We start from the raw sequence: 25,742 nt of genomic DNA, 5'->3' as shown, positions 1-25,742 counted from the left end.
GCTCCGACGATCGGGAAGGACCGCACGTGGAGGCATCGACGACCGCGCCGGACACCGGCACCGCGCCGACGACCGGAGCAGGTGCCGACCTGGAGACCCTCGCCCGCGTGGTCACCCGGGTCCGGCACAACATCGAGCGCGTGATCGAGGGCAAGCCCGACGTCGTGTCGTCGGCGCTCGTGGTGCTGCTCGCGGAGGGTCACCTCCTGATCGAGGACGTGCCCGGCGTCGGCAAGACGATGCTGAGCAAGGCGCTGGCTCGCAGCATCGACTGCTCCGTGCGGCGCATCCAGTTCACCCCGGACCTGCTGCCCTCCGACGTCACCGGCGTCTCGATCTTCAACCAGAGCACGCGGGAGTTCGAGTTCCGCCCGGGCGGCATCTTCGCCAACATCGTGGTGGGCGACGAGATCAACCGGGCCTCCCCCAAGACACAGTCGGCGCTGCTGGAGTGCATGGAGGAGCGGCAGGTCACCGTCGACAACGCGACCTACTACCTCGAGACGCCGTTCATGGTGATCGCGACCCAGAACCCCATCGAGATGGAGGGCACCTACGCCCTCCCCGAGGCCCAGCGCGACCGCTTCATGGCCCGGGTGTCGATCGGCTACCCCGTCGAGGCCGCCGAGATCGCGATGCTCGACTCGCGCGCCGAGTCCAACCCTCTCGACGACCTCGAGGCGGTCACCGACGCCGCCGAGATCCGCAAGCTCTGCGCGATCGTCGGCCAGGTCTACGTCTCCACCGCGGTGCAGCGCTACGCCGTCGCGCTCACCGGGGCCACCCGCCGCACCGACGAGCTCACGCTGGGTGCCTCCCCGCGCGCGACGCTCCACCTCGTGCGCGCGGCCAAGGCCTTCGCCGCGATCCACGGGCGCGACTACGTGCTGCCCGACGACGTACGCAACCTCGCCCGACCGGTGCTCGCGCACCGGCTGCTGCCGAGCGTCGAGGCCGCCATGAGCGGTCGCTCGACCACCGCCATCCTCGACGCGATCGTGGCCGCCGTGCCCGTCCCCGACCCGCAGGCCGGCCCGCAGGCCGACCCGCTGCACCGTGCGTGAGGCACTCTCCGGTCTGACCGTCCGCGGACGGTCCTTCATCGCGGCCGGAGTCACCGCGATCGTGTGCGCGGTGCTGCTCGGACAGCCGGCGCTCACCCGGGTCGGGGTGCTGGTCCTGGCGCTCCCCCTCGTCACCGCCGCGTTCATCGGCCGCAGCCGCTACCGGCTCGCACTCGTGCGCACGGTCACCCCGCAGCTGGTCGCGGCCGGCCAGCCGGCGCGGGTGAGCCTGGGCCTGACCAACGAGGGCCGCACCCCCAGCGGGGTGCTGCTGCTCGAGGACCAGGTCCCCTACGTCCTCGGGACCCGCCCCCGCTTCGTGCTCGAGGGCATCGGCCACGGGTGGCGGCGCCACGTCACCTACCAGGTCCGCTCCGACGTACGCGGCCACTTCGACATCGGCCCCATGTCCGTGCGGGTGAGCGACCCGTTCGGCCTGGTCGAGCTCGGCCGCTCCTTCCGCGCGACGGTCCCGCTCACCGTCACCCCGCGCACCGTGCCGCTGCCCTCGATCCCCCTCGGCGGTGGCTGGACCGGCTCGGGCGACAACCGGCCGCGGGCGTTCGCCTCCGGATCGGCCGAGGACGTCACCGTGCGCGAGTACCGCCGCGGCGACGACCTGCGGCGCGTCCACTGGCGCAGCTCGGCCCGGCTGGGTGAGCTGATGGTCCGCCGCGAGGAGCAGCCGTGGCAGTCGCGCGCCACCCTCTTCCTCGACAACCGCCAGCGCGCCCACCGCGGCCAGGGCATCGCCTCGTCGCTGGAGGCGGCCGTCTCGGTGGCCGCGTCGGTCGCGGTCCACCTCAGCCAGCGCGGGTTCGCCGTACGCCTGGTCACGGCGTCCGGCGAAGACCCCGCCAACGCCTGGCACCAGCGCGAGTCCGACCTCAACACCGCACCACTGCTCGAGGCACTGGCCGTCGTCCAGGCCCTGGGGACCGCCCGGATCGACACCAGCTGGCTGGGCGAGCAGTCGCACGGCGGGCTGACGGTGGCGGTGCTCGGCAGCATCGAGGCCATGGACGTCCCGGTCCTACGGCGCATGCAGCACCACACCAGCTCGGCGATGGCGATCGCCCTCGACGTCGACGCCTGGTCCACCTCGGGTGGCGGCAACGGCGGCGCCACCCCGGTGCTGGCGCAGCAGGGCTGGCGGTCCGTCCCGCTCGGCCCACGCGACCGGCTGGACGCGGTGTGGCAGGACCTCGGGCGCAGCTCGAGCCAGGCCTCGCGGGCCAACGCCGGCACCGCACCACCGGGGATCGCGGTGACCCGATGAAGCGCTCCCGCGGCAGCCTGGCCGGTGCCCTGCTGATCGCCCTCGTGGCGGCCGGCACGACGTGGGCCGCGACGTTCTCGTGGCGGGGCTTCGGCGAGACCTCGTCGATCTACCTCGGCTCCCTGCTCGTGCTCGGCGGCACCGTCGCCGTCACGGGCGCCCTGGCCCGCTGGTGGCGGCTGCCCGGGGTCGTCGTGCTCCTGCTCCAGGTGCTCGTCTCGGGGATGCTCGCCTGCGCGATGCTCACCGGTTCGCCGCTACCGATCGGCCCCGCCTGGGTGGAGATGCAGGCCGCCTTCTCCGACGCGGTCGACAGTGCGCAGCAGTACCAGGCGCCGGTGCCCGACACCGCGGCCGGCATCCACCCGCTGCTGGTGGCCGGTGGCCTGGGCTGCCTGCTCCTCGTCGACCTGCTCGCCTGCACCCTGCGCCGGGTGCCACTGGCCGGGCTCCCCCTGCTCACGGTCTACAGCGTGCCGGTGAGCGTCCTCGACGGGAGCATCTCGTGGTGGGTGTTCGCCCTCACCGCCGGTGGGTTCCTGGCGATGCTGTTCCTGCACGAGAACGAGCAGATCGGTCGCTGGGGCCGTCCGCTCGGCCAGGTGGTCGACGGCGACGACTCCTTCGGCGTGCGCACGGGCGCGATCAAGACCAGCGCGGGGACCATCGGCGGAGTGGCCACCGCCCTCGCGATCGTCGTACCCCTGGCGATCCCGACGCTCGACCTCAGCGTGTTCGACCTCGGCAACGGACCTGGCGGTGACGGGGAGATCAAGATCGAGAACCCGATGGCCGACCTGCGCCGCGACCTGCGCCGCGGCCCGGACGTGCCGCTGATCCGGGTCCAGACCGACGACCCCGACCCGGACCACCTGCGGATCTCGGTGCTCACCCGCTTCTCCGACAACGAGTGGAGCTCCGGCGACCGCGACGTACCGACCGCCAACCTGCCCAACGGCGCGATGCCTGCCCTCGACGGCGTGGCGCCGAGCCTGACCCGCCAGACCCACGACTACACCGTCAGCATCAACGAGAACTTCGAGTCGACCTGGCTGCCCACCCAGGCCCCGATCTCCCAGATCGTCGCCGACGGCGACTGGCGCTTCGACCCCCGCACCATGGACTTCATCTCCAGCGAGGACGACCTGACGACCGCCGGCCTCGACTACGCCATGACCTCCGTCGAGCTCGACCTCGACGCCGCGCAGCTGGCGCAGGCCCCCTCCGCCGTGACCGACGAGACGCTCGACTACCTCTCGCTGCCCGAGGACCTGCCGCCCATCGTGCGCAACCTCGCCGAGAGCGTCACCGAGGACGCCGCGACCCCGTTCGAGAAGGCGCAGGCGCTGCAGCTGTGGTTCCGGGAGGTGGGCGGCTTCGAGTACGACCTCGAGGAGGCGCCCAACGGCAACGGCGTCGACGAGCTGGAGCAGTTCCTCGACCCCAACCAGGGCAGGGTCGGCTACTGCGAGCAGTTCGCCGCGGCGATGGCGGTGATGGCGCGGGTGATCGACATCCCGGCCCGGGTCGCCGTCGGCTTCCTCGAGCCCGACCGGGTCGGCGCCGACACGTGGGAGTACAGCGCCCACGACCTGCACGCCTGGACCGAGCTCTACTTCTCCGGCTTCGGCTGGGTGCTCTTCGAGCCCACGCCCGCCGACCGGGAAGGCGCCGTGGCCCCCGGCTACACCACCGAGGACGTGCCCGACGTCGTCGACCCGACCATCGACCCCTCCGCCACCGCCAGCGACGACCTGCCCGACCGTACGTCGGAGGAGCCCAGCGCGTCGGCTCCGGCCGAGGACGACGAGCTCGCCGCCACCGCCGGTGGCAACGGCCCGACGTTCCCGTGGCTGCGGGTGCTCGGCGTGCTCGCTGGCCTGCTGGTGCTGGCCGCGGTGGCACTGACGCCGGGCGCCTGGCGCCGGCGGCTGCGCGAGCACCGGCTGGCCGGCGGGGCCGAGGGGGCCTGGGCCGAGCTGCGCGCGACCGCGGTCGACCTGCGGCTGGCCTGGCCCCGCTCCCGGTCGCCGCGACAGACCCGCGACTGGCTGGTGCAGCAGCTGGGCGGCCACGACGACGGCCTGGAGCGGCCGGTCCGTGGCCCCGAACAGGCTCCCGAGGCGGTCGAGGCACTGGATCGCCTCGTGCTCCGGCTCGAGCGGATGCGCTACGCGCGTCACGCCGGCGGGGACGACGTACCTGCCGAGGAGATGGTGCGCGTCCTCGAGGCCATGGAGCTCGGCGCGTCCCCCCGCGTGCGCCGGACGGCGCGATGGTGGCCGCGCTCCGTGCTGCACCGCGACTCACGCCGGCGGACTGCGGCGGCCACCCGGGCGGAGCCGATCGGTGGCGGCGTGGTCGAGCACGTCGGCGGCTAGGTCGACTGTCTCCTCTGGGACTGAGGCCCGGGCCACAGCACCCGACGGAACAGTCACCTCACCGGGTCTCGACACGGGCTCGCTGACGCTCGCCCGGCTCGACCAACGAAGGTCCGAACGGTTAGTAGCCGCCGCCGTTCTGGTCGCGGCGGCGGCGCCACCGCTCCTCGAGGCGCTCCATGAACGTGCCGTTGTGGTGGACACGCTGGCGACGGACGCGGCCGCTGCGGCCGCCGTCGATCACGGAGAAACCGGAGGGGTGCGAGGTGGCGCGGGGGTCGGCGGCGACCGCGGCCTGGCCGCGGATGGCGGTCAGGGAGACGGTGGCGGAGACCAGCATGATGACGAAGCCGACGATGCCGACGAGGTAGTACTGACTGATGACACCGGTCATCAGGACGACGATGCCGACGACGAAGACGGCGCCTGCGAGTGCGGCCCGGCGACGGGCGGAACGGCGCAGCGACGTACCCCTCAAGGTGGAGGCGAACTTGGGGTCCTCCTCGACGAGGGCGCGCTCCATCTGCTCGAGCAGTCGAAGCTCCTCTTCCGAGAGTGGCACCGAAATCCCTCCGTCCCTCGATCGTGTGAGGTCAAGTCTAGGCAGGCGTTCCTCATCGCGGTAGGCGCGATCAGAAAATTCGTACCGAACCGAGACCGGTCCTGCTGTCGAGCAGGCTAGTCGATCAGGCTGGCCGGCCGGACCGCCGCCGAGCCGAACCTGCGAGTGGCCCGGTCGACGGCCCGGTCGGCCTCGGCCCATCCGTGCTCGCGCTCCCCCAGCACCAGCTGTCGGTGGACCCGGGCGCGCGGCAGCAGGCCCTCGACCCGGACGCCGACCAGCCGGATCCTGGCCCGCTGGAGCCCGAGGCCGTCGTAGAGGGCGGTCGCGGCGCGGTAGACCTCCTGGGTCACGTCGGTCGCCTCCGGCAGGGTGCGCGAGCGGGTGATCGTGGTGAAGTCGGCGAAGCGCACGGTGATCGCGACGGTGCGCCCGGCGACGCCGGCGGTGCGCATCCGCCCGGTCACCTTGGCGGTCAGCCGGAGCAGCTCGCGCAGGATCACGGCCCGGTCGTCGGTGTCACGACCGAAGGTCTCCTGGGCACCCATGGACTTGTCGGGGTCGCCGCCACCCAGCCCGAAGGCCGTGGCGGTGCGGGCCACGATCTCGCGCCGGTCGGTGCCCCAGGACAGGTCGTGCAGCTGGCGCCCGAGGGCGTCGCCGACCGCGCGCTGGAGGGTGCGCAGCGGCGTGTGGGCGACGTCGCCGACCCGGACCAGCCCGAGCCGGTGGAGCATCGCCTGGGTCTTCTCCCCCACGCCGTAGAGCTCGCCGACGTCGAGCGGGTGGAGGAAGGAGGTGACCTCGTCGGGGGGTACGACGACCACGCCGTCGGGCTTGGCCCGCTTGCTGGCCAGCTTGGCGACCGACACCGACGCGGCCACCCCGACCGAGCAGGTGATCCCCTGCTCGTCGTGGATGGTGGCGCGCAGGTGCTCGGCGATCTGCAGCGGCGAGCCGAGCCGGCGCATCGAGCCGCGCACGTCGAGGAACGCCTCGTCGAGCGACAGCGCCTCCACCAGCGGGGTCACCCGGCGGAAGGTCTCCATGACCGCCGTCGACACCGTGCCGAACGTGTCGTAGTCGGGCGCGATCACCACGGCATGGGGGCACAGCCGGCGGGCCCGGGTGGCGGTCATCGCCGAGCGCACGCCGTACTGGCGGGCGAGGTAGTTGGCCGACAGCACCACCCCGCGGTAGGCGCCGCCGACGATGACGGGTACGTCGCGCAGGTCGGGGCGTTCCCGGGTGGCGACCGAGGCGTAGAACGCGTCCATGTCGACGTGGAGGATCGGAGTGGTCGTGTTCAAGACAAACCCCCGGTGGTCGGGGTCCGCCGTCGACTGGCGGGCCGTGGGCACCTCGCCGAGACGGCGCAAACAGTCTCCCCCGCTCCGCTCCTCCGACAGTTTCCGCCGACTCGGCTCCTTCGCGACCAGAGCCCTGCGGGCTCAGGTCGCGATGAGGTGGAGCTGCGTGGCGAGCGGGAGGTACTCGGGCCGGTCGGCGACGGCGCGCTCGAGCTCGACGAGGGCCGCGGTGGCACCGGGCTCGAGGTCGAGCAGCGAGCCGGGGACCAGGTCGGCGAAGACGCGGATGCCGTGGACCGAGGCGATCTCGAAGCCGGCGCCGGTGAGGAGACCGGCGGTCTCGTCGGCGGTGAACCGGTGGCCGGAGCGGCCGGGGGGCGGGTTGGCCGGGTCGAGGAGGGCCAGCGCCTGCTGGAAGTGGCCGGCCATGGCCCGGGCGAGGACGGCGGCGTGGCGCTGGGCCACGAGCAGGCTGAGGGTGCCGCCGGGCCGGAGCACCTCGCGGATCGTGGCCAGGGCGGCGGCGGGGTCGTCGACGACCTCGAGCACGCCGTGGCACAGGACGACGTCGGCGCTGCCGGCGCCGACCACCTCGACCAGGCTGGAGAGGTCGCCCTGCTGGCCGGCGACCTCGACCCCGATCTCGCGGGCCCGCCGGGCGAGCGCGGCGAGGGCGTCGGGGCTGGGGTCGACGACGGTGACCCGGTGGCCGAGCTCGGCGACCTTGACCGCGAACCCGCCGGTGCCGCCGCCGATGTCGAGCACGTCGCGCGACCCGGCCCCCAGGATCGGGCGCAGGACGTCCCACACCACAGCGGTCCGGGTGGCGCCCCTGCGCTCGCTGGCTGACATGCCACCAACCCTAGTGGCTGCGCCGCCGTCATCCCGCGCTCCCCGGGGAGCGGTGCCAGAGCTTGCGGGCGACGGACTTGCCGTCCTCGCCGGCCGGCTTGATGTCGGAGTAGGGAGACATCTGGAAGCCGCTGCTGTGCACCAGCACCCGGCGCTGCTCGGGCGCGGCGAAACCTTCGGGCACCGCGGCGAGGTGGCGGCGTACGGCGTCGAGGCCCTCGCGCTGCCAGAGCGCGTGGAGCAGGGGCAGCTCCCAGGCGCCGGTGGCGCGCAGGGAGACGCCGCGGTGGCCGGTACGGCGCAGCTCGCCGCGCACGACCAGCAGCCAGGAGTGGAAGACCGTGGCGGCGTAGGGACCCTGGGCGTCCTCGAAGAACGTGGCGTCGACCGGGCCGGTGGAGTCGTCGAGGGTCAGGAAGATGACCCGGCGGCCCGAGCGGATCGGCGGGGTCTGGGTGGCGACCTTGACCCCGGCGACCAGCAGCTCGGAGCGGCTGCGGCGGGCGAGCAGGTCCTTGCTGCGGGTGACCCCGAGCGCGTCGAGGAAGCGGGCGTAGTCGTCGACGACGTGGCGGCTCACGTCGAGGCCGAGGATCTCGAGCTCGGCGGCCATCGACTCCGCGGCGGTCATCTCGGGCAGCCCGGACACCTCGCCCTCGCGGGGGCCGTCACCGAGGTCGAGGGTGAGCTGCACGGACGTCACCGGCGGGGGCGCCGCGGTGGCCCGGCTCTGGGCCGCGGCCCGGGCCCAGACCCCCTGCGGCAGCGGGTGCCGCTCGAGCGGCGCGACCTGGGCGCGGGCCAGCGGGTCGCTGCTGTTGCGCACCGCCGCGTCGTCGGCGCGCGCCGTCGAGACCGACGTGGGTCGCCTCGCGGACAGCCCGCGACCGCGTGACGCCTTCTCGACCGCCCGGCCGTGCCGGTCGAGCTGGGCCACCTGGAGCAACAGGTCACGGCGGGTGACCCGGCCGCGCGGCCGGACCCCGTCGCGGCCGGAGCCGATGCCGTAGACGGCGTCGAAGCCGCCGGCGAGCACCAGCCGCTCCACGATCGGGCGCGAGACCCGCGCGCGGTGCCAGAAGTCGGTGAGCGACTGGTAGGGCCGCGAGGTGGCGACGCGCTCGACCTCGGCGGCGTTGATGCCCTTGACCTCGGACAGCGACAGGCGGATGCCGTAGCCGTCGGCCACCCGCTCGACGACGTAGTCCTTCTCGGAGGCGTTGACGTCGAGGCCGAGCACCTCGATGCCGAGCTGGCGGACCTCCTCGAGGATCAGCCGCTTGGGGTACATGCCGGGGTCGTGGGTGAGCACGCCGGAGAGGAAGTGGGCCGGCCAGTGGGCCTTGAGCCACGCCGACTGGAAGGTGGGCAGCGCGAACGCCGCGGCGTGGGCCTTGCAGAAGCCGAACGACGCGAACGCCTCGATCACCTTCCACAGCTGCTCGACCAGCGAGAGCGGGTAGCCCCGGCCCAGCGCGCGCGGGAAGAACCACACCTTGGTCTCGGCCATCCCCTCGACGTCACCGAGGGCGCGCCGCTTCTCGTCGGCCTCGGCGTAACTGATGCCGGCGAGCTGCGCGATCATCTCGATCACCTGCTCGTGGAAGACCACCACGCCCTGGGTGTCCTCCAGGATCGGGCGCAGGTCGGGGTGGAGGTAGACCGGCTCCTTCCAGCCGTGCTTGGCCTCGAGGTAGGGCGTGATCATGTCGCTCTTGACCGGCCCGGGGCGGAACAGCGAGATGTCGGTGATGATGTCGCCGAAGCTCTCGATGCCGGACTTGCCGACCAGCTCACGCTGGCCGGGCGACTCGATCTGGAAGACGCCGAGGGTCTTGGCGCTGCTGATCATCCGGTAGGTCGTCGGGTCGTCGAAGGGCACCTGCGCCTGGTCGTCGAGGTCGACGCGCACCCCGTCGACGCGCTCGATCTCGGCGACCGCATGGGCCATCGAGGACTGCATCCGGATGCCGAGGACGTCGAGCTTGAGCAGGCCGAGGTCCTCGACGTCGTCCTTGTCGAACTGGCTCATCGGGAACCCGGCGTAGCTCGCCTCCACCGGGGTGCGGTCGAGCAGGGTGGCGTCGGAGAGCAGCACCCCGCAGGGGTGCATGGCGATGTGGCGGGGCAGCCCGTCGAGCCGCTCGACGAGCTGGAACATCAGGTCGAGGCTGTCGTCGGTCAGCCCGCTGGCCCGCAGCTCCGGCAGCTCGCGCAGCGCGACCCGGGCGTCGCGGGCCCGGATGTGCGGGAACGCCTTGGCGATCGCGTCGATCTCGCCCGGCGGCAGCCCGAGCGCGGCGCCGACGTCGCGCACGGCGTGGCGGACCCGGTAGGTGTCCATCATCGAGACGCAGACACAGCGCTCGCCGCCGTACTTGTCGAGGATCGCCTCGTAGACCTCGAGCCGGCGCGCCGACTCCACGTCGACGTCGATGTCGGGCAGCGCTCCCCGCAGCGGGGAGAGGAAGCGCTCCATCAGCAGCTTGTGGCGGATCGGGTCGACCCCGGAGACGCCGAGCAGGTAGTTGACCAGGCTGCCCGCGCCCGACCCGCGCGCCGCGCAGCGCACCCGCATCTCGCGGATCAGGTCGGTGACGTCGCCGACGGTGAGGAAGTACGACGCGTAGCCGAGGCCGCGGATCGTCTCCAGCTCGTCGTCGAGGCGCTTCCAGATGACCTGGCGCGGGGCCGAGCCGTAGCGGTCGCCGATCGCGCCCTCGCAGCGCCTCCGGAGCTCGTCGTCCGCCGACCCGTCGCAAAGTTTGCGACGGGTCACCTCGAACTCGGGGAAGTGGACCTCGCCGAGGCCGAGGTCGGCGCGGGGGTCGAGGGCGCACCGGTCGGCGACCTTGCGGGTGTCGGCCAGCAGCCGGGTGGCGTCGCGCTCGCCGAGGCCGCCGGCCCGGCAGATCTCCTCGGCGATCTCGTGCATCTGCTTGCCGGACTTGAGGAAGCCCTCGGCGTTGCGGCGGTCGAGGTGGCGCAGGTCGAGGGCGACCAGGCGGCGCGCGGCGTCGAGCACGTCGACGGTCACCGCGTCGCGGCGGTCGGCGTAGCGCACGGCGTTGCTGAGCACCGCGGTCAGCCCGGCCCGCCGGGCGACCCCGGCCATCCGGGCGGCGTGGGGCGTGGTGCCGGGGCCCCATCCCGCGCCCGACCCCCCGCCGGGGAGCCGGTGGGAGACCAGCTCGACGACGAGGTGGGAGCGCGGCACCAGCTCGCGCCACGGCTCGAGGGCGGCCAGCGCCAGGTCGTCGCGCCGGCGGGCGGCCGCGACCCCGACCGCGGAGGCCGGGCCGAGCAGCACCGTCAGGTCGCCGCCGCCCAGGGCCTCGAGCACCTGGTCGGGCAGCTGGTCGAGGTCGAGCACCGGGTCGCCCCGCTCGCCCGCGAGGTGGGTCGCCGAGACCAGCCGACACACCGCCGCCCACCCGGCCCGGCCGCCGTGGGTGTCGGCGCTCGCGAGGAACGTCGCCCGGGGCAGCCCGCCGCGCTCGGCCGGCAGGTCACGGAACGCGCCGCCGCGGGCGGGCGTCTTCGCCCGGGTCGAGCCCGGGTCGCTGAAGCGGTAGGCCAGGCTCACCCCCAGCACCGGCCGGATGCCGGCCTGGAGGCAGGCCTTGGCGAACTTCACCGCGCCGTAGGTGCCGTCGCGGTCGGTGAGCGCGAGGGTGTCCATCTCCTGCTCCGCGGCGCGCTCGACGAGCACGTGCGGGTGGGAAGCGCCGTACTGCAGGGAGTAGCCGGAGGCCACCTGCAGATGGACGAAGGGGTCGGGCACGGGCACTCCTGGTCAGATGCTCGACCCCTGACTTGTTCGAACAGATGTTCGACTCGGTCAGTGTAGGTCAGGCCTCCGCCAGGGCGTCAACCCGTCAGTTCCAGATGGCAGCAGCCCACTCGGGGTGGTCGATGAACGGGTTGCGGTTGTGCTGGAAGTCGACGTAGATGACGTCGTTGCGGCGCATCTCGAAGGCACTCGGCGGATCCTCGGCGTTCCACCGGAGCAGCGCCGAGAGCCGGCCGTGCCCGGGCGCGGAGCCGTTGGTGACGATGTCGTTGACCTCGAGGTCGGGGAAGCCGTCGCCGCCTTCGTAGCGCACCGACATGTAGAAGATCATCCGGGCAACATCGCCCTTGACCGCGTCGCGCGGCTCCCAGGAGTTGCTGTCGGCGTAGTTGCCCGGAGCCTCGTCGTTCTCGGTGCCGCCCTCGTCGAAGTCGAGGTTGCCGCGGTCGGAGTTGACGGTGACGTCCTCGGGGCGGAGGTGGTGGATGTCGGTGCCGGGGCCGGTGGCGGTGCCGAAGTCGCCGTGCGACTTGGCCCAGACGTGCTCGCGGTTCCACTGGTCGACCCCGCCGCCGTTGTTGGTCTTGGCCAAGCTGTCGCCGGTGTAGAGCTCGATCACGTTGTTGGCGTTGGCGGGGTCCTGGTCGGTCTTCTTCAGCGCGTTCCAGACCTGGTCGTAGCTGAGCCGGGTGACCCCGCTGGAGATGATCGAGTGCAGCGAGGACTCCAGCGCGGCCCCGCTCTTGCCCATCGCCGGCGCCCAGTAGGTGGTGTCGTAGTCGTCGGTGCCGCCGGTCGGCGGGTCGGGGGTGGTGCCGGCGGCCGCGAAGGCGGTGGCCGCCGTGACGCCCGGATGGGAGAAGTACGCCGACAGCGTGCCGGTCACGTCGATCCGGTCGCCCATCAGCGAGGGGTTGGTCTTGAGCCCCCAGGCCGAGCGGAAGGCGCTCGGGACCTGCACGTAGACCATCTGCGAGGTGTCGGTCGTGCCGGCGGTGTCGGCCAGCGCCAGGGCGTAGTCGCTGGGGAAGCCGCTAGTGACGACCGTGGTCGAGGAGGTCGGCTGGCCCACGACGTAGCCGCGGACCGTGGCGCTCGACCCGTTCTGCGTGGCCCGGGCGGCGGCGACCGTGATCGGGGTCGCGGCCTGGGCGGAGTCGACCACCGACACCGGGACCACCGAGATCGCGGGCGCCAGCGCCGGCGTGGCCGCGAGGAGGAGGACTGACAACAGCTGCGCGACGCGGCGCGGAGGCCGGCGCGACCCGAGGAGGAGGCTCACCCCACGACCTAAGCGGAGCGGGAGACCTCGCGTCGAGACGGGATAACCCTTGCCCGCGGGACGACCGCGAGCGGCGCGTGCGGCACCAGGCCGAGCGAGGCCTCCACCACGCCGAGGAACCGGTCAGCGTCACGGACCAGGTCGTCGGCCTCGCGCTCGGACACGGCGCGGGTCGAGCCGGCCTCGGCCGCGGCCCGCTTGGCGGCACCGGCGGCGAAGAACGTGGCCCACTCCCCCAGCTCGGGGGCGACCTCGGCCAGCAGCACCCAGGCGTTCTTCTGCGGGCGCCGCCGGGCCGGGGCCGGGCGGGCCCGGGCGGCGAGCAGCGCGGCCGCGGCCCGCAGCGCACTGACGTGGGCCAGGGCGTAGCGGGTGGGGACGTCGGTGGCGACGACCGCCTCGGTGAGCGACTCGGCGCTGCGGGCGAGGTAGGAGTGGGTGGTGGCCGGGAGGGCGTAGGGGTTGGGCATCTCGCTCATCTCAGTCCTCGCAGCCGACGAGCTGCCAGCAGCCGTCGGACCAGTCGAAGGAGAGGTCGAAGACCCCGCCACCGTCGGCGCCGGCGTCGGCGAGCCCGCGGCCCGCCTCGACCCGCCAGAGCTCGCGCTCGGCGAGCAGGTCGGCGCCCAGAGCGGATGGCGCGCCGGACACCCCTTCAGAAGTAGTGCCCTGCCACCACGGGCCGGTCTCGACCCAGTGGGCGAGCACTGCCCGGACCTTCCACAACCGGCCGCGCCACAGGAACTGCTCGGGGCCGTCACCGCCCTTGCGCACCTCCACCGGGTCGTCGTAGCGCCTCATGCTGTCCTCCTCGCACCGGTGCCGGCGGGGACGGGGGTCGAGGTCGTCCCCGCCGACGGTGTTCGAACACTTGTTCGAACACCGTCAAGGTACACCGCACCACCGACAGTGGGAAGGACTTCGTCCTTCCTTAGGAGTACTCGCTTCGCTCGTACTCCCGGCTCGTCAGGCTCGGACCGGGACTTCGTCGCGCAGGAAGGCGGACGTGTCGCGGTGGAGGAGGGCGTAGAGGATGGCCGCGTCGAGCGGCAGCGAGGCGATCGAGAAGACCACGAACAGCACCGGCGGGTCGGTGCGCAGGCAGGCCAGGGTCGACAGCGCGACCATCAGGACCATCGCCACCAGGCTCCACCGGGCCCAGTTGTGGGCGGTGCGCAGGAACGGGATGAGCACCAGGATCAGCCCGGCCAGCACGACGTAGAGCACGATCGCCACCGGCACGAACGCCGGGGGCTGGATCGAGCTGTCGGCCGGGTGTCCGACCGACCACGCCTCGATCAGCTCGTCACGCTGGACGACCGTGAGCACCGTGACCGCAGCGCCGAGGACCACAAGTCCGACCATGAGTCGGACCGCGAGGGTCACCGAGGGCGGCTGCTGGATCATGGAACACCTGTTCTCTCTGGGGCACTGCGCCGGGCGGCGACACTAGAGTCGCACCATGACGACGACGGAGCACCCCGGTATCGCGCGCTTCCGGGGCGAGCATGCTCGTCTCGGTGGGGTGGGCGAGATCGTCATTCTGCCCGACAGCGTCCACACCGCCGCACTGGCCGCGGAGGCGCTGGGCTGCGAGGTCGGGGCGATCGCCAACAGCCTGGTCTTCGAGGCCGACGGCGCCCCGGTCCTGATCCTCACCTCCGGCGCCCACCGGGTCGACCAGGCCAAGGTCTCGGCCACCCTCGGGGTCGGTGCGCTGCGGCGGGCCAAGCCCGAGTTCGTGCGCGAGCACACCGGCCAGGTGATCGGCGGGGTCTCCCCCATCGCCCACCCGGCACCGGTGCCGACGTACCTCGACCCCTGGCTGCGCAGGTACGACGTCGTCTGGGCCGCCGCCGGCCACCCGGCCGCGGTCTTCTCCACGTCGTACGACGAGCTGGTCGCCCTCACCGGCGCCACCGAGATCGACGTCGAGTGACATGAGTATCGAGATCTGGCTCAACCCCGCGTGCTCCAAGTGCCGCACCGCGGTGTCGGAGCTCGACGCGGCCGGTGCCGACTACGTCGTACGCCGCTACCTCGAGGACCCGCCGAACGCCGAGGAGATCGCGGGGGTGCTCGACCGGCTCGGGCTGGAGCCCTGGGACATCGCTCGCGCCAAGGAGGCCGCCGAGGAGGGCATCGACCTGCCCCGCGAGCCGGCGCACCGCGACGCGTGGATCGCCGCCCTGGCCGCCCACCCGCGCGCCCTCCAACGCCCGATCCTGACCGCCGCCGACGGCACCACGGTCGTCGGACGGGACGCCGACTCGCTCGCCCGGATCATCTCCGCGCCCTAGCGCCGACGGGCCCGGCGCCTACGATCACCTGCGTGGAGTCCCTCCCCCTGGCGTTCTCGAGCGGCTGGGCCAGCGGCGTCAACGCCTACCTGGTCGTGCTGGTGCTCGGCATCTACGACCGCGTCGGCAACGTTGCCGAGATCCCCGACGCCCTCGGCCGCTGGGAGGTGCTGACGGTGGCCGGGTTCCTCTACGCGATGGAGTTCGTGGCCGACAAGATCCCCTACGTCGACTCCGCCTGGGACGTCGTCTCCACGCTGGTGCGGCCCACGGCGGGCGCGGTCATCGGCGTGCTCCTCGCCGGCGACGCCGACTCCCTGGCGCAGGCCGTCAACGGCGTGGTCGGCGGCGGCACCGCGCTGCTCTCGCACCTCGTCAAGGCCGGCAGCCGGCTCGCGATCAACTCCTCGCCCGAGCCGGTCACCAACATCGGTGCCAGCGTCGCCGAGGACGTCACCGTGCTCGCCCTGGTGTGGTTCGCGGTCGAGCACCCCGCGGCCGCCGCCGCGATCGCGGGCGTGCTGCTCGCCGTCGGCCTGGTCGTGCTCTACCTGGTGGCCAAGCTCGTGCGCCGCGGCTGGCGGCGGGTGCGCCAGCGACGCGACCGCAAACCAGTGGCCGGCCCCACCTCGGTCACCTAGTGCCCCGTGTCCGAAGTTCTTGCGCGCTTCGCGCGCCCATGGCACGCACCTCGCTGCGTTGGCGACGCTCAACAGACGACCAGGTATGCCTTCGCGCCGCCGCCTTGCGAGGCCGACACCCTGAGTACGCCAAACACCCAACTACTTCGACACGCGGCACTAGCGTCTCCACATGGAGGACCTGAGCGACGACGCCGTCCGCGCCGCCGTGACCGCTCGGCTGGCCGCGCTCTACGCCGGGCGGCCGGTCGTCGTGGGCCCGAGCATCCTGGCCGGGGCCACCCAGGCCGTGTCCTGGCTGCGCGGCCTCGGCTGCCCGGTGCTGGTCGTGTCGACCGGTCGCGGGGCCGGGCCGATTCCCGAGCCGGACGACGCGGAGGTCGTGGAGATCGTGCCGCCGGACGTCGACTCGGTCACCGACGAGCTGCGGCTGATGGACCGGATGGCGCGCGAGCTGCCGCCGGGGGCCGCCGCCGCGGTGGAGCGGTTCGACCCCGCCCGTGAGGGCGTGTGGTTCACCAACCCGTTCGTCACGACCGACGAGCCGATCGACGGGCGCCCGGTCACCTTCGGCCGGCCGGCCGCGTTCCTCGCGCTCGAGGACAAGATGGTCGCCGACGCCGTGTGGGAGGCGGCGGGCGTGCCAGGCGCGCCGTACCGCATCGTGGCCACCGAGCCCGACGCCCTCGGGGCCGCGACCGACGAGCTGGCCGGTCCGCTCGGCGCGGTGTGGTCGGGCGATGCGCGCGACGGGTTCAACGGCGGCGGCAACTACGTGCGCTGGGTGCTCGACGAGCGGGACCGGGCCGGCGCCCTCCGGTTCTTCGCACCGCGCTGCGACCGGGTCCGGGTGATGCCGTTCCTCGAGGGCGTGCCGTGCTCGATCCACGGCGTCGTGCTGCCCGACGGCACGGCGGCGTTCCGGCCGGTCGAGATCGCGACGCTGCGCGACGTGGGCGAGCGGCGCTTCGTCTACGGCGGCATCGGCACGACGTGGGACCCGCCCGACGCCGACCGCGACGCCATGCGTGACGCCGTACGACGGGTGGGCGCGCACCTCGCGTCGGCCCACGGCTACCGGGGCGCGTTCGGGATCGACGGGGTGCTGACCGCCGACGGCTTCCTGCCCACCGAGCTCAACTCGAGGATGTCCGCCGGCGCGACGGTGGTCTCCGAGGTCGACCGGTGGTTCTTCACCCTGCTCCAGGCCAACCTGGTCGCGGGCGTCGACACCGGGCTGACCGTCGCCGACCTCGAGCGGCTGGTGCCGCTGATGGACTCCCGGCGCGCCGCCAAGGCGGTCGCGATGTCGGAGGGCGACGCCAAGGTGGGCGGCGACGTCGCCTTCCCGGTCGCCTGGGACGGGCGCGACTTCGCGCGCGCCGACCGCGAGACCGGCAACACGCTGGTCGCGGCCGACACCGCCACCGGGCTGTTCGCCAAGCTCGACCCCTGCGCCGCACTCGTGCGCGGCCAGCGGCTCGCGACCGTCAACGCGGGGCTGTTCCGGTTCGTCGACCGTGAGTTCGGCACCGGCTTCGGGGCGCTGGAGGCCGCCCCCGACGTGCGCCGACCGATTCGCCAGTAGGGTCGCCGCCATGGCGCGGGTGGTGGTGGTCGGGGGTGGCTTCGGCGGCCTCGCGTCGGCGGCCCGGCTGGCCAAGCTCGGCCACGAGGTCACGCTCCTCGAACGCGCACGCACGCTGGGCGGGGCCCTCGGCACGGTCAGCGAGAGCGGCTACACCTGGGACGGCGCGGCCACGTCGACGCTGCTGCCCGCGGTGGTGCGCGACCTCTTCCGCAAGTCCGGCCGCCCGGTCGAGAAGGAGCTCGAACTGGTCGCGCTCGACGTCGTGCGTGAGCACCGCTTCGAGGACCGCACCAGCGTCCGGCTCCCCGGCGGGACGCGCGGCGCCCAGCTGGCGGCGTTCGACGAGCTCGGCCGCGGCCTCGGGCAGGTCTGGGTCGACTACGTGGAGTCGTTCAACGAGGACTGGGAGGTGCTGCGCCGCGGCTACTTCGAGGTCCCCTGGGACCCGGCCGCCCTGCCCAAGGAGGTGGCGGCCCGGCTCAACAGCCGCGAGACCCTCCACAAGCGCCTGCGCAAGAGCTTCCGCGACGAGCGGCTCGCCCTCGTCGCCGGGTACCCGTTCGTCGCCGAGGGACACGACCTGCGCAACGTGCCGGCGTGGGCGGGGCTGCGCGCCTACCTCGAGCAGCGCTTCGACGCCTGGACGATCACCGGCGGCATGGGTGCCCTCGCGACCGCCCTCGAGGCCCGGCTCGCGACCCGCGGCGTCACCGTGCTCACCGACACCCCGGTCCGCGACCTCGTCGTGCGCGAGGGCCGGGTCGCCGCCGTGGCCACCGACCTGGGCGAGATCGCCGCCGATGTCGTCGTGGTGGCCATCGACCCGCGCCGCCTGCCGGCGCTCGCGTCGTACGTCGAGCGCACGATGCCGGCGATCCCGCCCGTGGTCAGCTACCTCGGTCTCGAGGGCGAGCTGCCCGACCTCCCCCGCGAGCTGGTCCTGCACGGCGACCCGCTGCTCGTCGTACGCACCGGAGGCACGGCGCCCGAGGGCGGCGCCGCGTGGACGGTCCACGGGCGCGGCAAGCTCGCCGAGGACCTCCTGCGGGCACTGGCCCGGCACAAGATCGACGTGCGCGAGCAGGTCGTCGTCCGCGTCGACCGCTCGCCCCGCGACCTGGTCGACGACTGGGGCGGCTCACCGATGGGCGTGCTCTGGCAAGGACGCGCGACCGTGCGGCAGCGGCTCGGGCCGACGACCCCCATCCCCGGCGTCTACGCCGCCGGGGCCCACGCCACTCCCGGCGGCGGGCTGCCGTACGTCGGGCTGTCGGCCGCGCTCGTGGCGCAGGCGATCGGGCCGGCCTGAGCTACAGGATCGCCCAGGTGACGGTGAGCGCCTGGCCGAGCGAGCTCTCGCCCGGCTCGAGGACCACGTCGCCCTTGGCCATCGCCTCGAAGCCGCGCGCCATCGGGACCACGCCGCCCCCTTCGACGACCGACTGCACGTCACCGAGCGACACGTGGGCGAGACCGGCGAGGTGCTCGGCGCGGGCGCGGGCATCGGCGTACGCCGCCTCGCGTGCGGCGGTCACCGCGGCGGCGGTGTCGGACACCTCGAGCGAGACCCCCTCCACCTGGAGACGGTCGCCGACCTGCGCCGCGAGCTCGGCGACGAGCGTGCCGGCGACGTCGAGGTCGCCGCAGGTGACGGTGTAGGCGTGCCGTGCCTCGAAGCCGGACTGGCGTCCCTCGTGGTCGTGGGCGGGCCAGACCGACAGCTCGCGCGACGACAGCCGGGCTGCGTCGACGTGGGCGCGGGCCACGGTCGTCACGGCGGCGCCGGCGGACGAGGCGCCGGCCAGGGCCTCGGCCAGCGTGGGCGCCCGGTGGACGGCGCTGACGCGGACGACCGCGGTGTCGGGGACGACCGTGGCGGTGCCGTGACCGGTGACGGTGATGGTGCGCATGCTCGCGACGCTAGTCGTCCGAGGCTCAGACCGTGATCTTGAGGTGCTCGAAGATCTCGCGCGTCGCCTTGGACCGGTTGAGCGTGTAGAAGTGCAGGCCCGGGGCGCCGCCCGCGAGCAGCTCCTCGCAGAGCTCGCCCGCGATCGCGATGCCCTCGGCGCGCATGGCGACCGGGTCGCCGTCCTTGGCCGCGATCCGCGCCACGATGTCGTCGGGTACGTCGGTCCCGATCAGCTCGCCCTGGCGGCGGATCGCGGCGAGGTTCAGGATCGGCATGATGCCGGGCAGGATCGGCATGTCGACGCCGTGGGCGCGCACCCGCTCGACCAGCCCGAAGTAGTCCTCGGAGCGGAAGAACATCTGGGTCACCGCGAACTCCGCGCCGGCCCGGGCCTTGGCGACGAGCACCTCGGCGTCCTGGTCGAGCGACTCGGCGGACGGGTGGCCCTCGGGGAAGGCGGCCACGCCGATGCGGAAGTCACCGCGGGAGTGGGCCATCTCGACCAGCTCGGTGGCGTAGTTGAGCCCGCCCTCGGTGGGCGTCCACGCGGCACGCGGGCCCTCGGACGGGTCGCCGCGCAGCGCCATCACGTGGTGGACGCCGGCCTCGATGTAGGAGTCGAGGATGTGCTCCAGCTCCTCGCGGGTGTGGCCCACGCAGGTCAGGTGCGCCATCGGCGTCATCGACGTCTCGCGGGCGATCCTGCTGGTGACCCGGATCGTGGTGTCGCGGCTGGACCCGCCGGCGCCGTACGTCACCGAGACGAACGTCGGCTCGTAGGGCTCGAGGTCCTGAATCGCCTGCCAGAGCTGGGCTTCGCCGGCCTCGTCGCGGGGCGGGAAGAACTCGAACGAGAACGACCGCCGACCCTCGTGGATCAGCTCGGCCATGCCTCGTCCGCGGTGCGTCGACATGCCGGAAGTGTAGGTAGCCGGGCGATGCCCAACGAATCCTGACCGCACTATGGCCACTAGTCTCGGGCGCGTGGCGAGCGACGGGACGACTGAGCCGGACCAGTGGGACAGCGAGGCCTTCCGGGCGACGGTCCAGGAAGCACTCGACACCTTCCTCGACGAGCAGTCCGCCACGCTGACGCCGCTCGGCCCCGATGCCGCCCGGCTGGTCGCCGAGGCCCGCCGGGCCGTGTCCGGGGGCAAGCGCTTCCGCGCCGCGTTCTGCTACTGGGGCTACCGGGCGGTCCGGCCCGACGTCGAGGACGAGGCGGCGCTCGCCCGCGCCTGCGCCTCGCTCGAGATGCTGCACGCCAGCGCGCTCGTGCACGACGACTACATGGACGCCTCCGACACCCGCCGCGGCCGGCCCGCGACGCACCGCGCCTTCGAGGCCGAGCACCGCGCCGACGGGTGGCGCGGCGACCCGGCGCAGTACGGCGCCGCGGCGGCGATCCTGCTCGGCGACCTGCTGCTCAGCTGGTCGGAGGAGCTGCTGCGCCGCTGCGGGCTTCCGGCCGAGCGGGTCGCTCCGGCGCTCGAGCTCTTCGACGCCTGCCGGACCGAGGTGATCGCCGGCCAGTTCCTCGACGTGTCGGTGCAGGCACGCGGCCGTGCCGACGTCGAGACCGCGATGACCGTGCTGCGCTACAAATCCGCGAAGTACTCCATCGAGCGTCCGCTCCACATCGGCGCCGCGCTCGGCGGCGCCGACGCGGAGATGCTCCAGCGGCTGTCGGCGTTCGGGCTGCCGCTCGGCGAGGCCTTCCAGCTGCGTGACGACCTGCTCGGTGTGTACGGCGACCCCGCCGCCACCGGCAAGCCCGCCGGCGACGACCTGGTGGAGGGCAAGCGCACGGTGCTCGTGGCGCTGGCCCTCGACGGCGCCGAGCGCGAGGACGCAGAGCTGCTCGACCGCTCCCTCGGTCGCCCGCTCGACGAGCAGCAGGTCGACCGGCTGCGCCAGGTGATCGACGGCAGCGGCGCCCACGCCCAGGTCGAGGAGGTCATCGGCGAGCTGGCCCGGCTCGCGGTCGTCGGCCTCGACCAGGCCGGTGTCGACGAGCGGGCCGGCCAGGTGCTGCGCCAGCTCGCCTCGGCGGCGACGCAGCGCGTCGTCTGAGCCTCAGTCGCTCAGTCGAGGCTGGGGACGTCGAGGTCCGGGCCTGCGCCGCGCAGGAGCACGAGGAACCTGCCGCCGCGCTCGTGGTCGGCCGCCTCGGCCCGCTCGGTGAGGATGCGCAGGGCAACCGCGAACGCCTGCTCGTCGGCGCGGGCGAAGGGTCCCCAGCCGTCCCAGAGCAGCACCGTGTCGTCGCCCCGGTCGGCGAGGTCGCGCAGGCAGTCGTTGAGGGCGTCGAAGTTGCGGCCGTAGTAGTCCGGGAAGTCCAGCGCCACCCCCACCGCGTCGAGGAACTCCGCCTTCGTCTCGGCCAGCCAGCCGTCGACGTAGCCGAACCGCCAGCCGGCGTGCTCGACGGTGTGCCGCACGTCGCTGACGTCGTACGCCGCGTGCCAGCGGTAGATGCCCGGCGGCCGGCGGCCGGCGAAGACGCCGGAGAGGCCGCTCATCGCAGGATCCGCTCGAACGACTCGTAGTGGTCGTCGGTGTAGAACAGCTCGCCCCGGTCGCCCGCCACGATCCGGCGTGCGCCGCGGTTGCCCGAGCAGTCGAAGATCACGGTGTACTCCGCGTAGTAGCCGCGTTCGTGCTCGGGCATCAGGCCTTCGAAGTTGCCGAACGTCGACCCGTCCTTCGCGCACGGGAACGGTCCGCCCTGGTCGATCAGCGCGACCGTGCCCTGGGCCTCGACCGGCAGCTCGGTGAGCTCGACCCAGGGCAGCCGGCTCTCGGGGTCGACGTCGCCGGCCTGGGGCGACGAGGCAGGTGGGCCGCCCGACGAGGGGGAACCCACCGAGCCGTCGTCGGTCACCCGGAACAGCACCGCGGCGAACACCACCGAGACGGCGACGATCACCAAGGTGGTGATCGTGGTGCGGTTCCAGGTCACGTCACGAGGTGGGGCTTCAGAAGGCCATGGCCTGGGCCCGGCGCTTGACCTCGGTGCCGCGGTTCTCGCGCAGCGCGTCGATCGGGCGGCCGGGCAGGTCGTCCTGCTCGAGGTAGAGCCAGGCGATGATCTCGCGGTCGTCGTACTTGTTGTCGTGCATCAGCGTGAGCAGTCCGGGCAGTCCCTTGACCGGGAAGCCGTCCTGGACCAGGTCGGCGGGCACCTTCTGCCCCTCGCCGGGCGTGGGGACGGCGGCGGCCAGCTCGTGGTGGCGGATCATGGTCTTGACCTTGGCCACCGTGACCTCGAGCCGCTTGGCGGTCTCGGCCCAGTCGATCCAGTCGGTCACCAGCACGGCCAGGTCATGGTCGGCAAGTCGCGTCTCACTCATGGGGTCATGGTTCCACCCGGGGTGTCGCCACGCCACGCCGGAGCGGCCTGAACACCCCCGGCGGGGCCTCCGACCGTACGATTGGGTCTCCGGATCCTTCCCCGTCCGGTGCGCAGGAGGGTCGCTGTGAGCTCAGATCGGCGTGTGCCGGGCGCTGCCGTGCCCGACCCCATGATCGGTCGGCTGCTCGACGGCCGCTACCTGATGGGGCCGCGGATCGCGCGCGGCGGCATGGCCAGTGTCTACGAGGCCACCGACACCCGGCTCGAGCGCACGGTCGCGGTCAAGATCATGCACGCCGGTCTCGGCGACGACGACGAGTTCGCGGCCCGCTTCGTGCGCGAGGCACGTGCGGCCGCCCGGCTGTCGCACCCCAACGTGGTCGCGGTCTACGACCAGGGCGACGAGCACGGCACCGTCTTCCTGGCCATGGAGCTGGTCTCCGGCCACACGCTGCGCGACACCATCACCAAGGAGAGCCCGATGTCGCCGCTGCGGGCGCTCGCGCTGCTGGAGCCGGTGCTCTCCGCCCTCGCCTCCGCCCACCGCGCCGGACTGATCCACCGCGACGTCAAGCCCGAGAACGTCCTGATCGCCGACGACGGACGGATCAAGGTCGCCGACTTCGGCCTCGCCAAGGCGGTCAGCGCCGACACCCAGCACACCGCCACCAAGGGCGTGCTGATCGGCACCGTCTCCTACCTCGCCCCCGAGCTGGTCGTCGACGGCAAGGCCGATGCCCGCGCCGACGTCTACGCCGCCGGTGTGCTGCTCTACGAGCTGCTCACGGGCAAGAAGCCGCACGAGGGCGAGTCCCCGATCCAGGTCGCCTACAAGCACGTGCACCACGACGTGCCGCCGCCGTCCGAGCTGGTCCCCCACATCCCCCCGTACGTCGACGCGCTGGTGGCCCGCGCCACCGCCCGTGAGCCGGGCCTGCGCCCCGCGGACGCAGCGGTGCTGCTGCACCAGGTGCACCGCGTCAGCCACGCGCTCGCGAACGGCGTACGAGAAGACCCGGACCTGACCGCAGACCTCGCCCCGATGCTGCTCTCCAGAGATCTCGGTGAGCGCAGCGACACCGCCTCGGATATGTGGGACGCCGACGAGATGGCCGCCCTCATGGCGCCGTCCCCGGTCCGTGAGGACACCGCCACCTACCCGGCCGCGCTGCCGCCGCCGATGCAGCCTCCGCCTGGCGCTCCTCGTCCCGCCGCTCGCCCGCGTGAGCCCCGCGCCCCCAAGCCGCCGAAGGCACCCCGGCAGCGCCGGCCACGTCGTTCGCGGCGCGGGCCGATCCTGCTCGTGCTCGCACTGCTGCTCGCCACCGCTGGTGGGGGCGCCGCCTACTGGTTCGGCTGGGCCCGCTACACCTCCACTCCCGGCGTCGTCGGCATGACCCAGAGCGCGGCCGAGTCCAAGCTCGACGACGCCGGCCTGAGCATCGACTACGCCGACGCGGCGTACTCCGAGACAGTGCCCGCCGGTCGGGTCATCGAGACCGACCCCGAGGCCGGCTCCCGGATCCTCCAGGAAGGCACCGTCACCCTCACCTTGTCGCTCGGCAAGGAGCGCTACGACGTACCCAAGGTCAAGGGCCTCACCGAGGACCAGGCCCAGGACGCGCTGCTCGAGGTCAAGCTCAGCTTCGACGAGACGATCGAGAAGTACTCCGAGACCGTCCCCGCCGGCACCGTGATCCGCAGCATCCCCGAGTCGGGCACGACGCTGCGCCCCGGCGCCTCCGTCGACCTCGTCGTCAGCCTGGGCCGCCAGCCGATCAAGGTCGGCGACTGGGTCGGCGACGACTACGACGACGCCCGCGAAGCGCTCGAGGAGCGCGGCCTGGTCGCCACCGTCACCTCCGAGGAGTACGACGACACCGTCCCCGAGGGCGACGTGATCAGCCAGGAGCCGCGCCGCGGCACGCTCTTCCGCGGCGAGACCGTCAGCTTCGTGGTGTCCCTCGGACCCGAGCTGGTCGAGGTCCCGAGCGTGACCGCCTCCGGCGTCGGCGCCGCGACCGCCGAGCTCGAGGCCCTGGGCTTCGAGGTCAAGACCGAGGAGAGCGGCAGCTACATCGGCCTCGGCTACGTCCTGTCCACGGACCCCGCCGCCGGCGAGATGATCCCCCTGGGCAGCACGATCACGTTGTTCCTCGTCTGACGCGTTCGCGAGTTCGTTCTGGATGCAGCGGATCCGGGTCCTCGATACGTCTGAGTAGGTGAGGCGCCGTCGAAAGGTCACCCATGAGGTTCGAGGAGTACGCCAGCGAGCAGGGCCAGCCCCTGCTCCGCCTTGCCTTTGTGCTGACCCGTGACCCGCACCGGGCCGAGGACCTGACCCAGACGGTCCTGGCCGACGCCTACCGCCACTGGCGCAAGGTGCAGGCGGCCCACAACCCGGACGCCTACGTCCGGCGCATGCTGGTGAACGCTCACCTCGACTGGCACCGCCGTCGCTCCTCGACCGAGCGTCCCACCGACCTTGCCACGTGGGAGCCACGCACGCCTGACGCCGACCCCGCCGATGACGTGGTGTCCAGGGACGAGCTGCGCGTGGCCCTGGCGACCCTCACGCCCCGCGCACGCACGGCCCTGGTCCTGCGCTACTACGCGGACCTGGACGACAACGCCGTCGCCGACCTCATGGAGGTCAGCGCGAGCGGGGTGCGCGCCACCATCTCCCGAGCCTTGGCCGCCCTCAGAAGCGGCGGCGTACTGGAAACCTTGAAGGAGACATCATGACCGAACAGCTGGAGCTGGAACTGAGGCGACTCTTCGACGAGGACGCCGCGGCGGCTCCGGTCGCAGTGGCCCTGGCCGAGCATGCTCAACGACGGGTACGCCGCCAACGCCAGGTCCGAGTCGCCTGGGGCGCCGGGCTGCTGGTGGCGGCGTCGGTGGCCGGGGTCGCCGTGCTCGGCGGCTCCGAAGACCTACCCGACCGGGTCCCGCAGACCCGCCCTCCCTCGTCGGGACCGACCGGGCCAGTGGGAGACTCCGGTCTCACCTCCTGTGCCTTCGAGTACTCACCGAAGACTCTGGCCGATCGTGCGATCGCGTTCGACGGCACCGCAGTCTCCGTCGGTCCCGCACGCAGTGACCGTCCGGGGAGTGGAGGCGGCTACGTCGGCGTGACCTTTGACGTACACGAATGGTTCGCCGGAGGGTCCGGCACGACCGTCACCATCGACATGACCCCACCCGGCGACAGCACTCGCGACGAAAGCTCCGAGTCCGCCCCTGGCTATGTGCTGGGAGACCGGCTGCTCGTCAGCGGCGAGCACCGCTGGGGTGGCACGACCTTCGACGACGCGATCGCATGGACCTGCGGGTTCACCCGGTACTACGACGAAGAGACCGCGGACAGCTGGCGCGACGCGACGCGTTGAGCGGGGACGGGACCCCTCGACACCACAC

General features: G+C 73.0%; 25 protein-coding genes. 12 read left to right on the top strand and 13 right to left on the bottom strand.

Annotation, left to right across the window (positions count from 1 at the left end; genetic code table 11):
- Positions 1–26 precede the first annotated feature (26 nt).
- Genes BLR90_RS01780 through BLR90_RS01770 form a run of 3 tightly spaced genes read left to right on the top strand, consistent with a single transcriptional unit; the run spans position 27 to position 4,724 of the window.
- The gene (locus BLR90_RS01780) at positions 27–1,064 is read left to right on the top strand and encodes an AAA family ATPase (RefSeq protein ID WP_091021998.1); all 1,038 of its coding nucleotides are present in this window, start codon (positions 27–29) and stop codon (positions 1,062–1,064) included.
- Entirely contained in the window at positions 1,057–2,343 is a 1,287-nt protein-coding gene (locus tag BLR90_RS01775; protein WP_091021997.1) for a DUF58 domain-containing protein, read from the top strand. The genes BLR90_RS01780 and BLR90_RS01775 overlap by 8 nt, the downstream gene beginning before the upstream one ends.
- Positions 2,340–4,724 carry a transglutaminase TgpA family protein gene (locus BLR90_RS01770; protein ID WP_143016074.1) on the top strand — a complete coding sequence of 795 codons (2,385 nt, stop codon included), beginning with the start codon at positions 2,340–2,342 and terminating at the stop codon, positions 4,722–4,724. The genes BLR90_RS01775 and BLR90_RS01770 overlap by 4 nt, the downstream gene beginning before the upstream one ends.
- 121 nt (positions 4,725–4,845) lie before the next feature.
- On the opposite strand, the gene BLR90_RS01765 is transcribed toward BLR90_RS01770, so the two are convergent.
- From BLR90_RS01765 to BLR90_RS01730, 8 genes are all read right to left on the bottom strand, one after another.
- A complete protein-coding gene (locus BLR90_RS01765) occupies positions 4,846–5,286 on the bottom strand; it encodes a DUF3040 domain-containing protein (RefSeq protein WP_091021994.1) in 441 nt (146 codons plus the stop codon).
- A gap of 116 nt (positions 5,287–5,402) precedes the next feature.
- The gene (gene dinB, locus BLR90_RS01760; RefSeq protein ID WP_245715104.1) at positions 5,403–6,596 is read right to left on the bottom strand and encodes a DNA polymerase IV; all 1,194 of its coding nucleotides are present in this window, start codon (positions 6,594–6,596) and stop codon (positions 5,403–5,405) included.
- Between the two features lie 141 nt (positions 6,597–6,737).
- Positions 6,738–7,448 (bottom strand): methyltransferase domain-containing protein, encoded by a 711-nt coding sequence (locus tag BLR90_RS01755; RefSeq protein WP_091021992.1) that lies wholly within the window; start codon positions 7,446–7,448, stop codon positions 6,738–6,740.
- Between the two features lie 28 nt (positions 7,449–7,476).
- Positions 7,477–11,232: a DNA polymerase III subunit alpha gene (locus tag BLR90_RS01750; RefSeq protein WP_091021990.1), complete on the bottom strand. Its 3,756-nt coding sequence runs from the start codon at positions 11,230–11,232 to the stop codon at positions 7,477–7,479.
- Between the two features lie 94 nt (positions 11,233–11,326).
- Complete coding sequence (locus BLR90_RS01745) at positions 11,327–12,523, bottom strand: endonuclease (RefSeq protein WP_245715103.1); 1,197 nt, start codon at positions 12,521–12,523, stop codon at positions 11,327–11,329.
- A gap of 8 nt (positions 12,524–12,531) precedes the next feature.
- Positions 12,532–13,002: an SAV_6107 family HEPN domain-containing protein gene (locus tag BLR90_RS01740; RefSeq protein WP_170254217.1), complete on the bottom strand. Its 471-nt coding sequence runs from the start codon at positions 13,000–13,002 to the stop codon at positions 12,532–12,534.
- A 1-nt stretch (position 13,003) separates the two neighbouring features.
- Positions 13,004–13,324 carry a DUF6504 family protein gene (locus tag BLR90_RS01735; RefSeq protein WP_091021987.1) on the bottom strand — a complete coding sequence of 107 codons (321 nt, stop codon included), beginning with the start codon at positions 13,322–13,324 and terminating at the stop codon, positions 13,004–13,006.
- Positions 13,325–13,489: 165 nt separating this feature from the next.
- The gene (locus BLR90_RS01730) at positions 13,490–13,930 is read right to left on the bottom strand and encodes a hypothetical protein (protein ID WP_091021985.1); all 441 of its coding nucleotides are present in this window, start codon (positions 13,928–13,930) and stop codon (positions 13,490–13,492) included.
- A gap of 55 nt (positions 13,931–13,985) precedes the next feature.
- Between BLR90_RS01730 and BLR90_RS01725 the strand changes: the two genes are divergently transcribed.
- The 5 genes from BLR90_RS01725 (at position 13,986) to BLR90_RS01705 (ending at position 18,364) form a co-directional block, all read left to right on the top strand.
- Entirely contained in the window at positions 13,986–14,462 is a 477-nt protein-coding gene (locus BLR90_RS01725) for a YbaK/EbsC family protein (RefSeq protein ID WP_091021983.1), read from the top strand.
- Between the two features lies 1 nt (position 14,463).
- Positions 14,464–14,823 (top strand): ArsC/Spx/MgsR family protein, encoded by a 360-nt coding sequence (locus BLR90_RS01720; RefSeq protein ID WP_245715102.1) that lies wholly within the window; start codon positions 14,464–14,466, stop codon positions 14,821–14,823.
- A gap of 32 nt (positions 14,824–14,855) precedes the next feature.
- Positions 14,856–15,464, top strand: a complete 609-nt coding sequence (locus BLR90_RS01715) for a DUF4126 domain-containing protein (RefSeq protein ID WP_091021981.1) — start codon at positions 14,856–14,858, stop codon at positions 15,462–15,464.
- A 172-nt stretch (positions 15,465–15,636) separates the two neighbouring features.
- Positions 15,637–17,052, top strand: coding sequence for a hypothetical protein (locus BLR90_RS01710; RefSeq protein ID WP_091021979.1), 1,416 nt, complete (start codon positions 15,637–15,639; stop codon positions 17,050–17,052).
- Positions 16,985–18,364: a phytoene desaturase family protein gene (locus tag BLR90_RS01705; protein WP_143016073.1), complete on the top strand. Its 1,380-nt coding sequence runs from the start codon at positions 16,985–16,987 to the stop codon at positions 18,362–18,364. The genes BLR90_RS01710 and BLR90_RS01705 overlap by 68 nt, the downstream gene beginning before the upstream one ends.
- A 1-nt stretch (position 18,365) precedes the next feature.
- On the opposite strand, the gene BLR90_RS01700 is transcribed toward BLR90_RS01705, so the two are convergent.
- Together BLR90_RS01700 and metF are read right to left on the bottom strand one after the other, a co-directional pair.
- Entirely contained in the window at positions 18,366–18,965 is a 600-nt protein-coding gene (locus tag BLR90_RS01700) for an SIMPL domain-containing protein (protein ID WP_091021977.1), read from the bottom strand.
- 25 nt (positions 18,966–18,990) lie between these two features.
- Complete coding sequence (gene metF, locus BLR90_RS01695; RefSeq protein ID WP_091021975.1) at positions 18,991–19,881, bottom strand: methylenetetrahydrofolate reductase [NAD(P)H]; 891 nt, start codon at positions 19,879–19,881, stop codon at positions 18,991–18,993.
- A 70-nt stretch (positions 19,882–19,951) separates the two neighbouring features.
- On the opposite strand from metF, the gene BLR90_RS01690 reads away from it, so the two are divergent.
- Positions 19,952–21,040 (top strand): polyprenyl synthetase family protein, encoded by a 1,089-nt coding sequence (locus tag BLR90_RS01690; RefSeq protein ID WP_245715101.1) that lies wholly within the window; start codon positions 19,952–19,954, stop codon positions 21,038–21,040.
- A gap of 11 nt (positions 21,041–21,051) precedes the next feature.
- Here the strand turns inward: BLR90_RS01690 and BLR90_RS01685 are convergent, their stop codons facing one another.
- From BLR90_RS01685 to BLR90_RS01675, 3 genes are read right to left on the bottom strand one after another with little or no spacing between them, the layout of a single operon-like run.
- Positions 21,052–21,489 carry a barstar family protein gene (locus BLR90_RS01685; protein ID WP_091021971.1) on the bottom strand — a complete coding sequence of 146 codons (438 nt, stop codon included), beginning with the start codon at positions 21,487–21,489 and terminating at the stop codon, positions 21,052–21,054.
- Positions 21,486–21,929, bottom strand: a complete 444-nt coding sequence (locus tag BLR90_RS01680) for a guanyl-specific ribonuclease (RefSeq protein WP_245715100.1) — start codon at positions 21,927–21,929, stop codon at positions 21,486–21,488. Before BLR90_RS01680 ends, BLR90_RS01685 begins: the two co-directional genes overlap by 4 nt.
- 16 nt (positions 21,930–21,945) lie before the next feature.
- Complete coding sequence (locus BLR90_RS01675; protein ID WP_091021969.1) at positions 21,946–22,320, bottom strand: Rv2175c family DNA-binding protein; 375 nt, start codon at positions 22,318–22,320, stop codon at positions 21,946–21,948.
- A gap of 126 nt (positions 22,321–22,446) precedes the next feature.
- Between BLR90_RS01675 and pknB the strand changes: the two genes are divergently transcribed.
- The 3 genes from pknB (at position 22,447) to BLR90_RS01660 (ending at position 25,714) form a co-directional block, all read left to right on the top strand.
- The gene (gene pknB, locus BLR90_RS01670; RefSeq protein ID WP_245715099.1) at positions 22,447–24,486 is read left to right on the top strand and encodes a Stk1 family PASTA domain-containing Ser/Thr kinase; all 2,040 of its coding nucleotides are present in this window, start codon (positions 22,447–22,449) and stop codon (positions 24,484–24,486) included.
- A gap of 83 nt (positions 24,487–24,569) precedes the next feature.
- Positions 24,570–25,067 (top strand): SigE family RNA polymerase sigma factor, encoded by a 498-nt coding sequence (locus BLR90_RS01665; protein WP_091021967.1) that lies wholly within the window; start codon positions 24,570–24,572, stop codon positions 25,065–25,067.
- Positions 25,064–25,714, top strand: a complete 651-nt coding sequence (locus BLR90_RS01660; protein ID WP_091021965.1) for a hypothetical protein — start codon at positions 25,064–25,066, stop codon at positions 25,712–25,714. The genes BLR90_RS01665 and BLR90_RS01660 overlap by 4 nt, the downstream gene beginning before the upstream one ends.
- Positions 25,715–25,742: the final 28 nt, after the last annotated feature.

This window comes from Nocardioides szechwanensis (genome assembly GCF_900103935.1).
Lineage (GTDB): Bacteria > Actinomycetota > Actinomycetes > Propionibacteriales > Nocardioidaceae > Nocardioides > Nocardioides szechwanensis.
Note: the sequence above shows the minus strand (reverse complement) of the source record. Positions and strands in the feature narration are given on the sequence as shown.

What these genes read in the sequence shown, in the direction of transcription:
- BLR90_RS01710 (WP_091021979.1), top strand. Translation starts at nt 15,637, where the DNA reads ATGGAGGACCTGAGCGACGACGCCGTCCGCGCCGCCGTGACCGCTCGG.
- BLR90_RS01735 (WP_091021987.1), bottom strand. Translation starts at nt 13,324, where the DNA reads ATGAGGCGCTACGACGACCCGGTGGAGGTGCGCAAGGGCGGTGACGGC.
- BLR90_RS01685 (WP_091021971.1), bottom strand. Translation starts at nt 21,489, where the DNA reads ATGAGCGGCCTCTCCGGCGTCTTCGCCGGCCGCCGGCCGCCGGGCATC.
- metF (WP_091021975.1), bottom strand. Translation starts at nt 19,881, where the DNA reads ATGTCGACGCACCGCGGACGAGGCATGGCCGAGCTGATCCACGAGGGT.
- BLR90_RS01755 (WP_091021992.1), bottom strand. Translation starts at nt 7,448, where the DNA reads ATGTCAGCCAGCGAGCGCAGGGGCGCCACCCGGACCGCTGTGGTGTGG.
- BLR90_RS01740 (WP_170254217.1), bottom strand. Translation starts at nt 13,002, where the DNA reads ATGAGCGAGATGCCCAACCCCTACGCCCTCCCGGCCACCACCCACTCC.
- BLR90_RS01660 (WP_091021965.1), top strand. Translation starts at nt 25,064, where the DNA reads ATGACCGAACAGCTGGAGCTGGAACTGAGGCGACTCTTCGACGAGGAC.
- BLR90_RS01770 (WP_143016074.1), top strand. Translation starts at nt 2,340, where the DNA reads ATGAAGCGCTCCCGCGGCAGCCTGGCCGGTGCCCTGCTGATCGCCCTC.
- BLR90_RS01700 (WP_091021977.1), bottom strand. Translation starts at nt 18,965, where the DNA reads ATGCGCACCATCACCGTCACCGGTCACGGCACCGCCACGGTCGTCCCC.
- BLR90_RS01725 (WP_091021983.1), top strand. Translation starts at nt 13,986, where the DNA reads ATGACGACGACGGAGCACCCCGGTATCGCGCGCTTCCGGGGCGAGCAT.
- BLR90_RS01675 (WP_091021969.1), bottom strand. Translation starts at nt 22,320, where the DNA reads ATGAGTGAGACGCGACTTGCCGACCATGACCTGGCCGTGCTGGTGACC.
- BLR90_RS01730 (WP_091021985.1), bottom strand. Translation starts at nt 13,930, where the DNA reads ATGATCCAGCAGCCGCCCTCGGTGACCCTCGCGGTCCGACTCATGGTC.
- BLR90_RS01665 (WP_091021967.1), top strand. Translation starts at nt 24,570, where the DNA reads ATGAGGTTCGAGGAGTACGCCAGCGAGCAGGGCCAGCCCCTGCTCCGC.
- BLR90_RS01720 (WP_245715102.1), top strand. Translation starts at nt 14,464, where the DNA reads ATGAGTATCGAGATCTGGCTCAACCCCGCGTGCTCCAAGTGCCGCACC.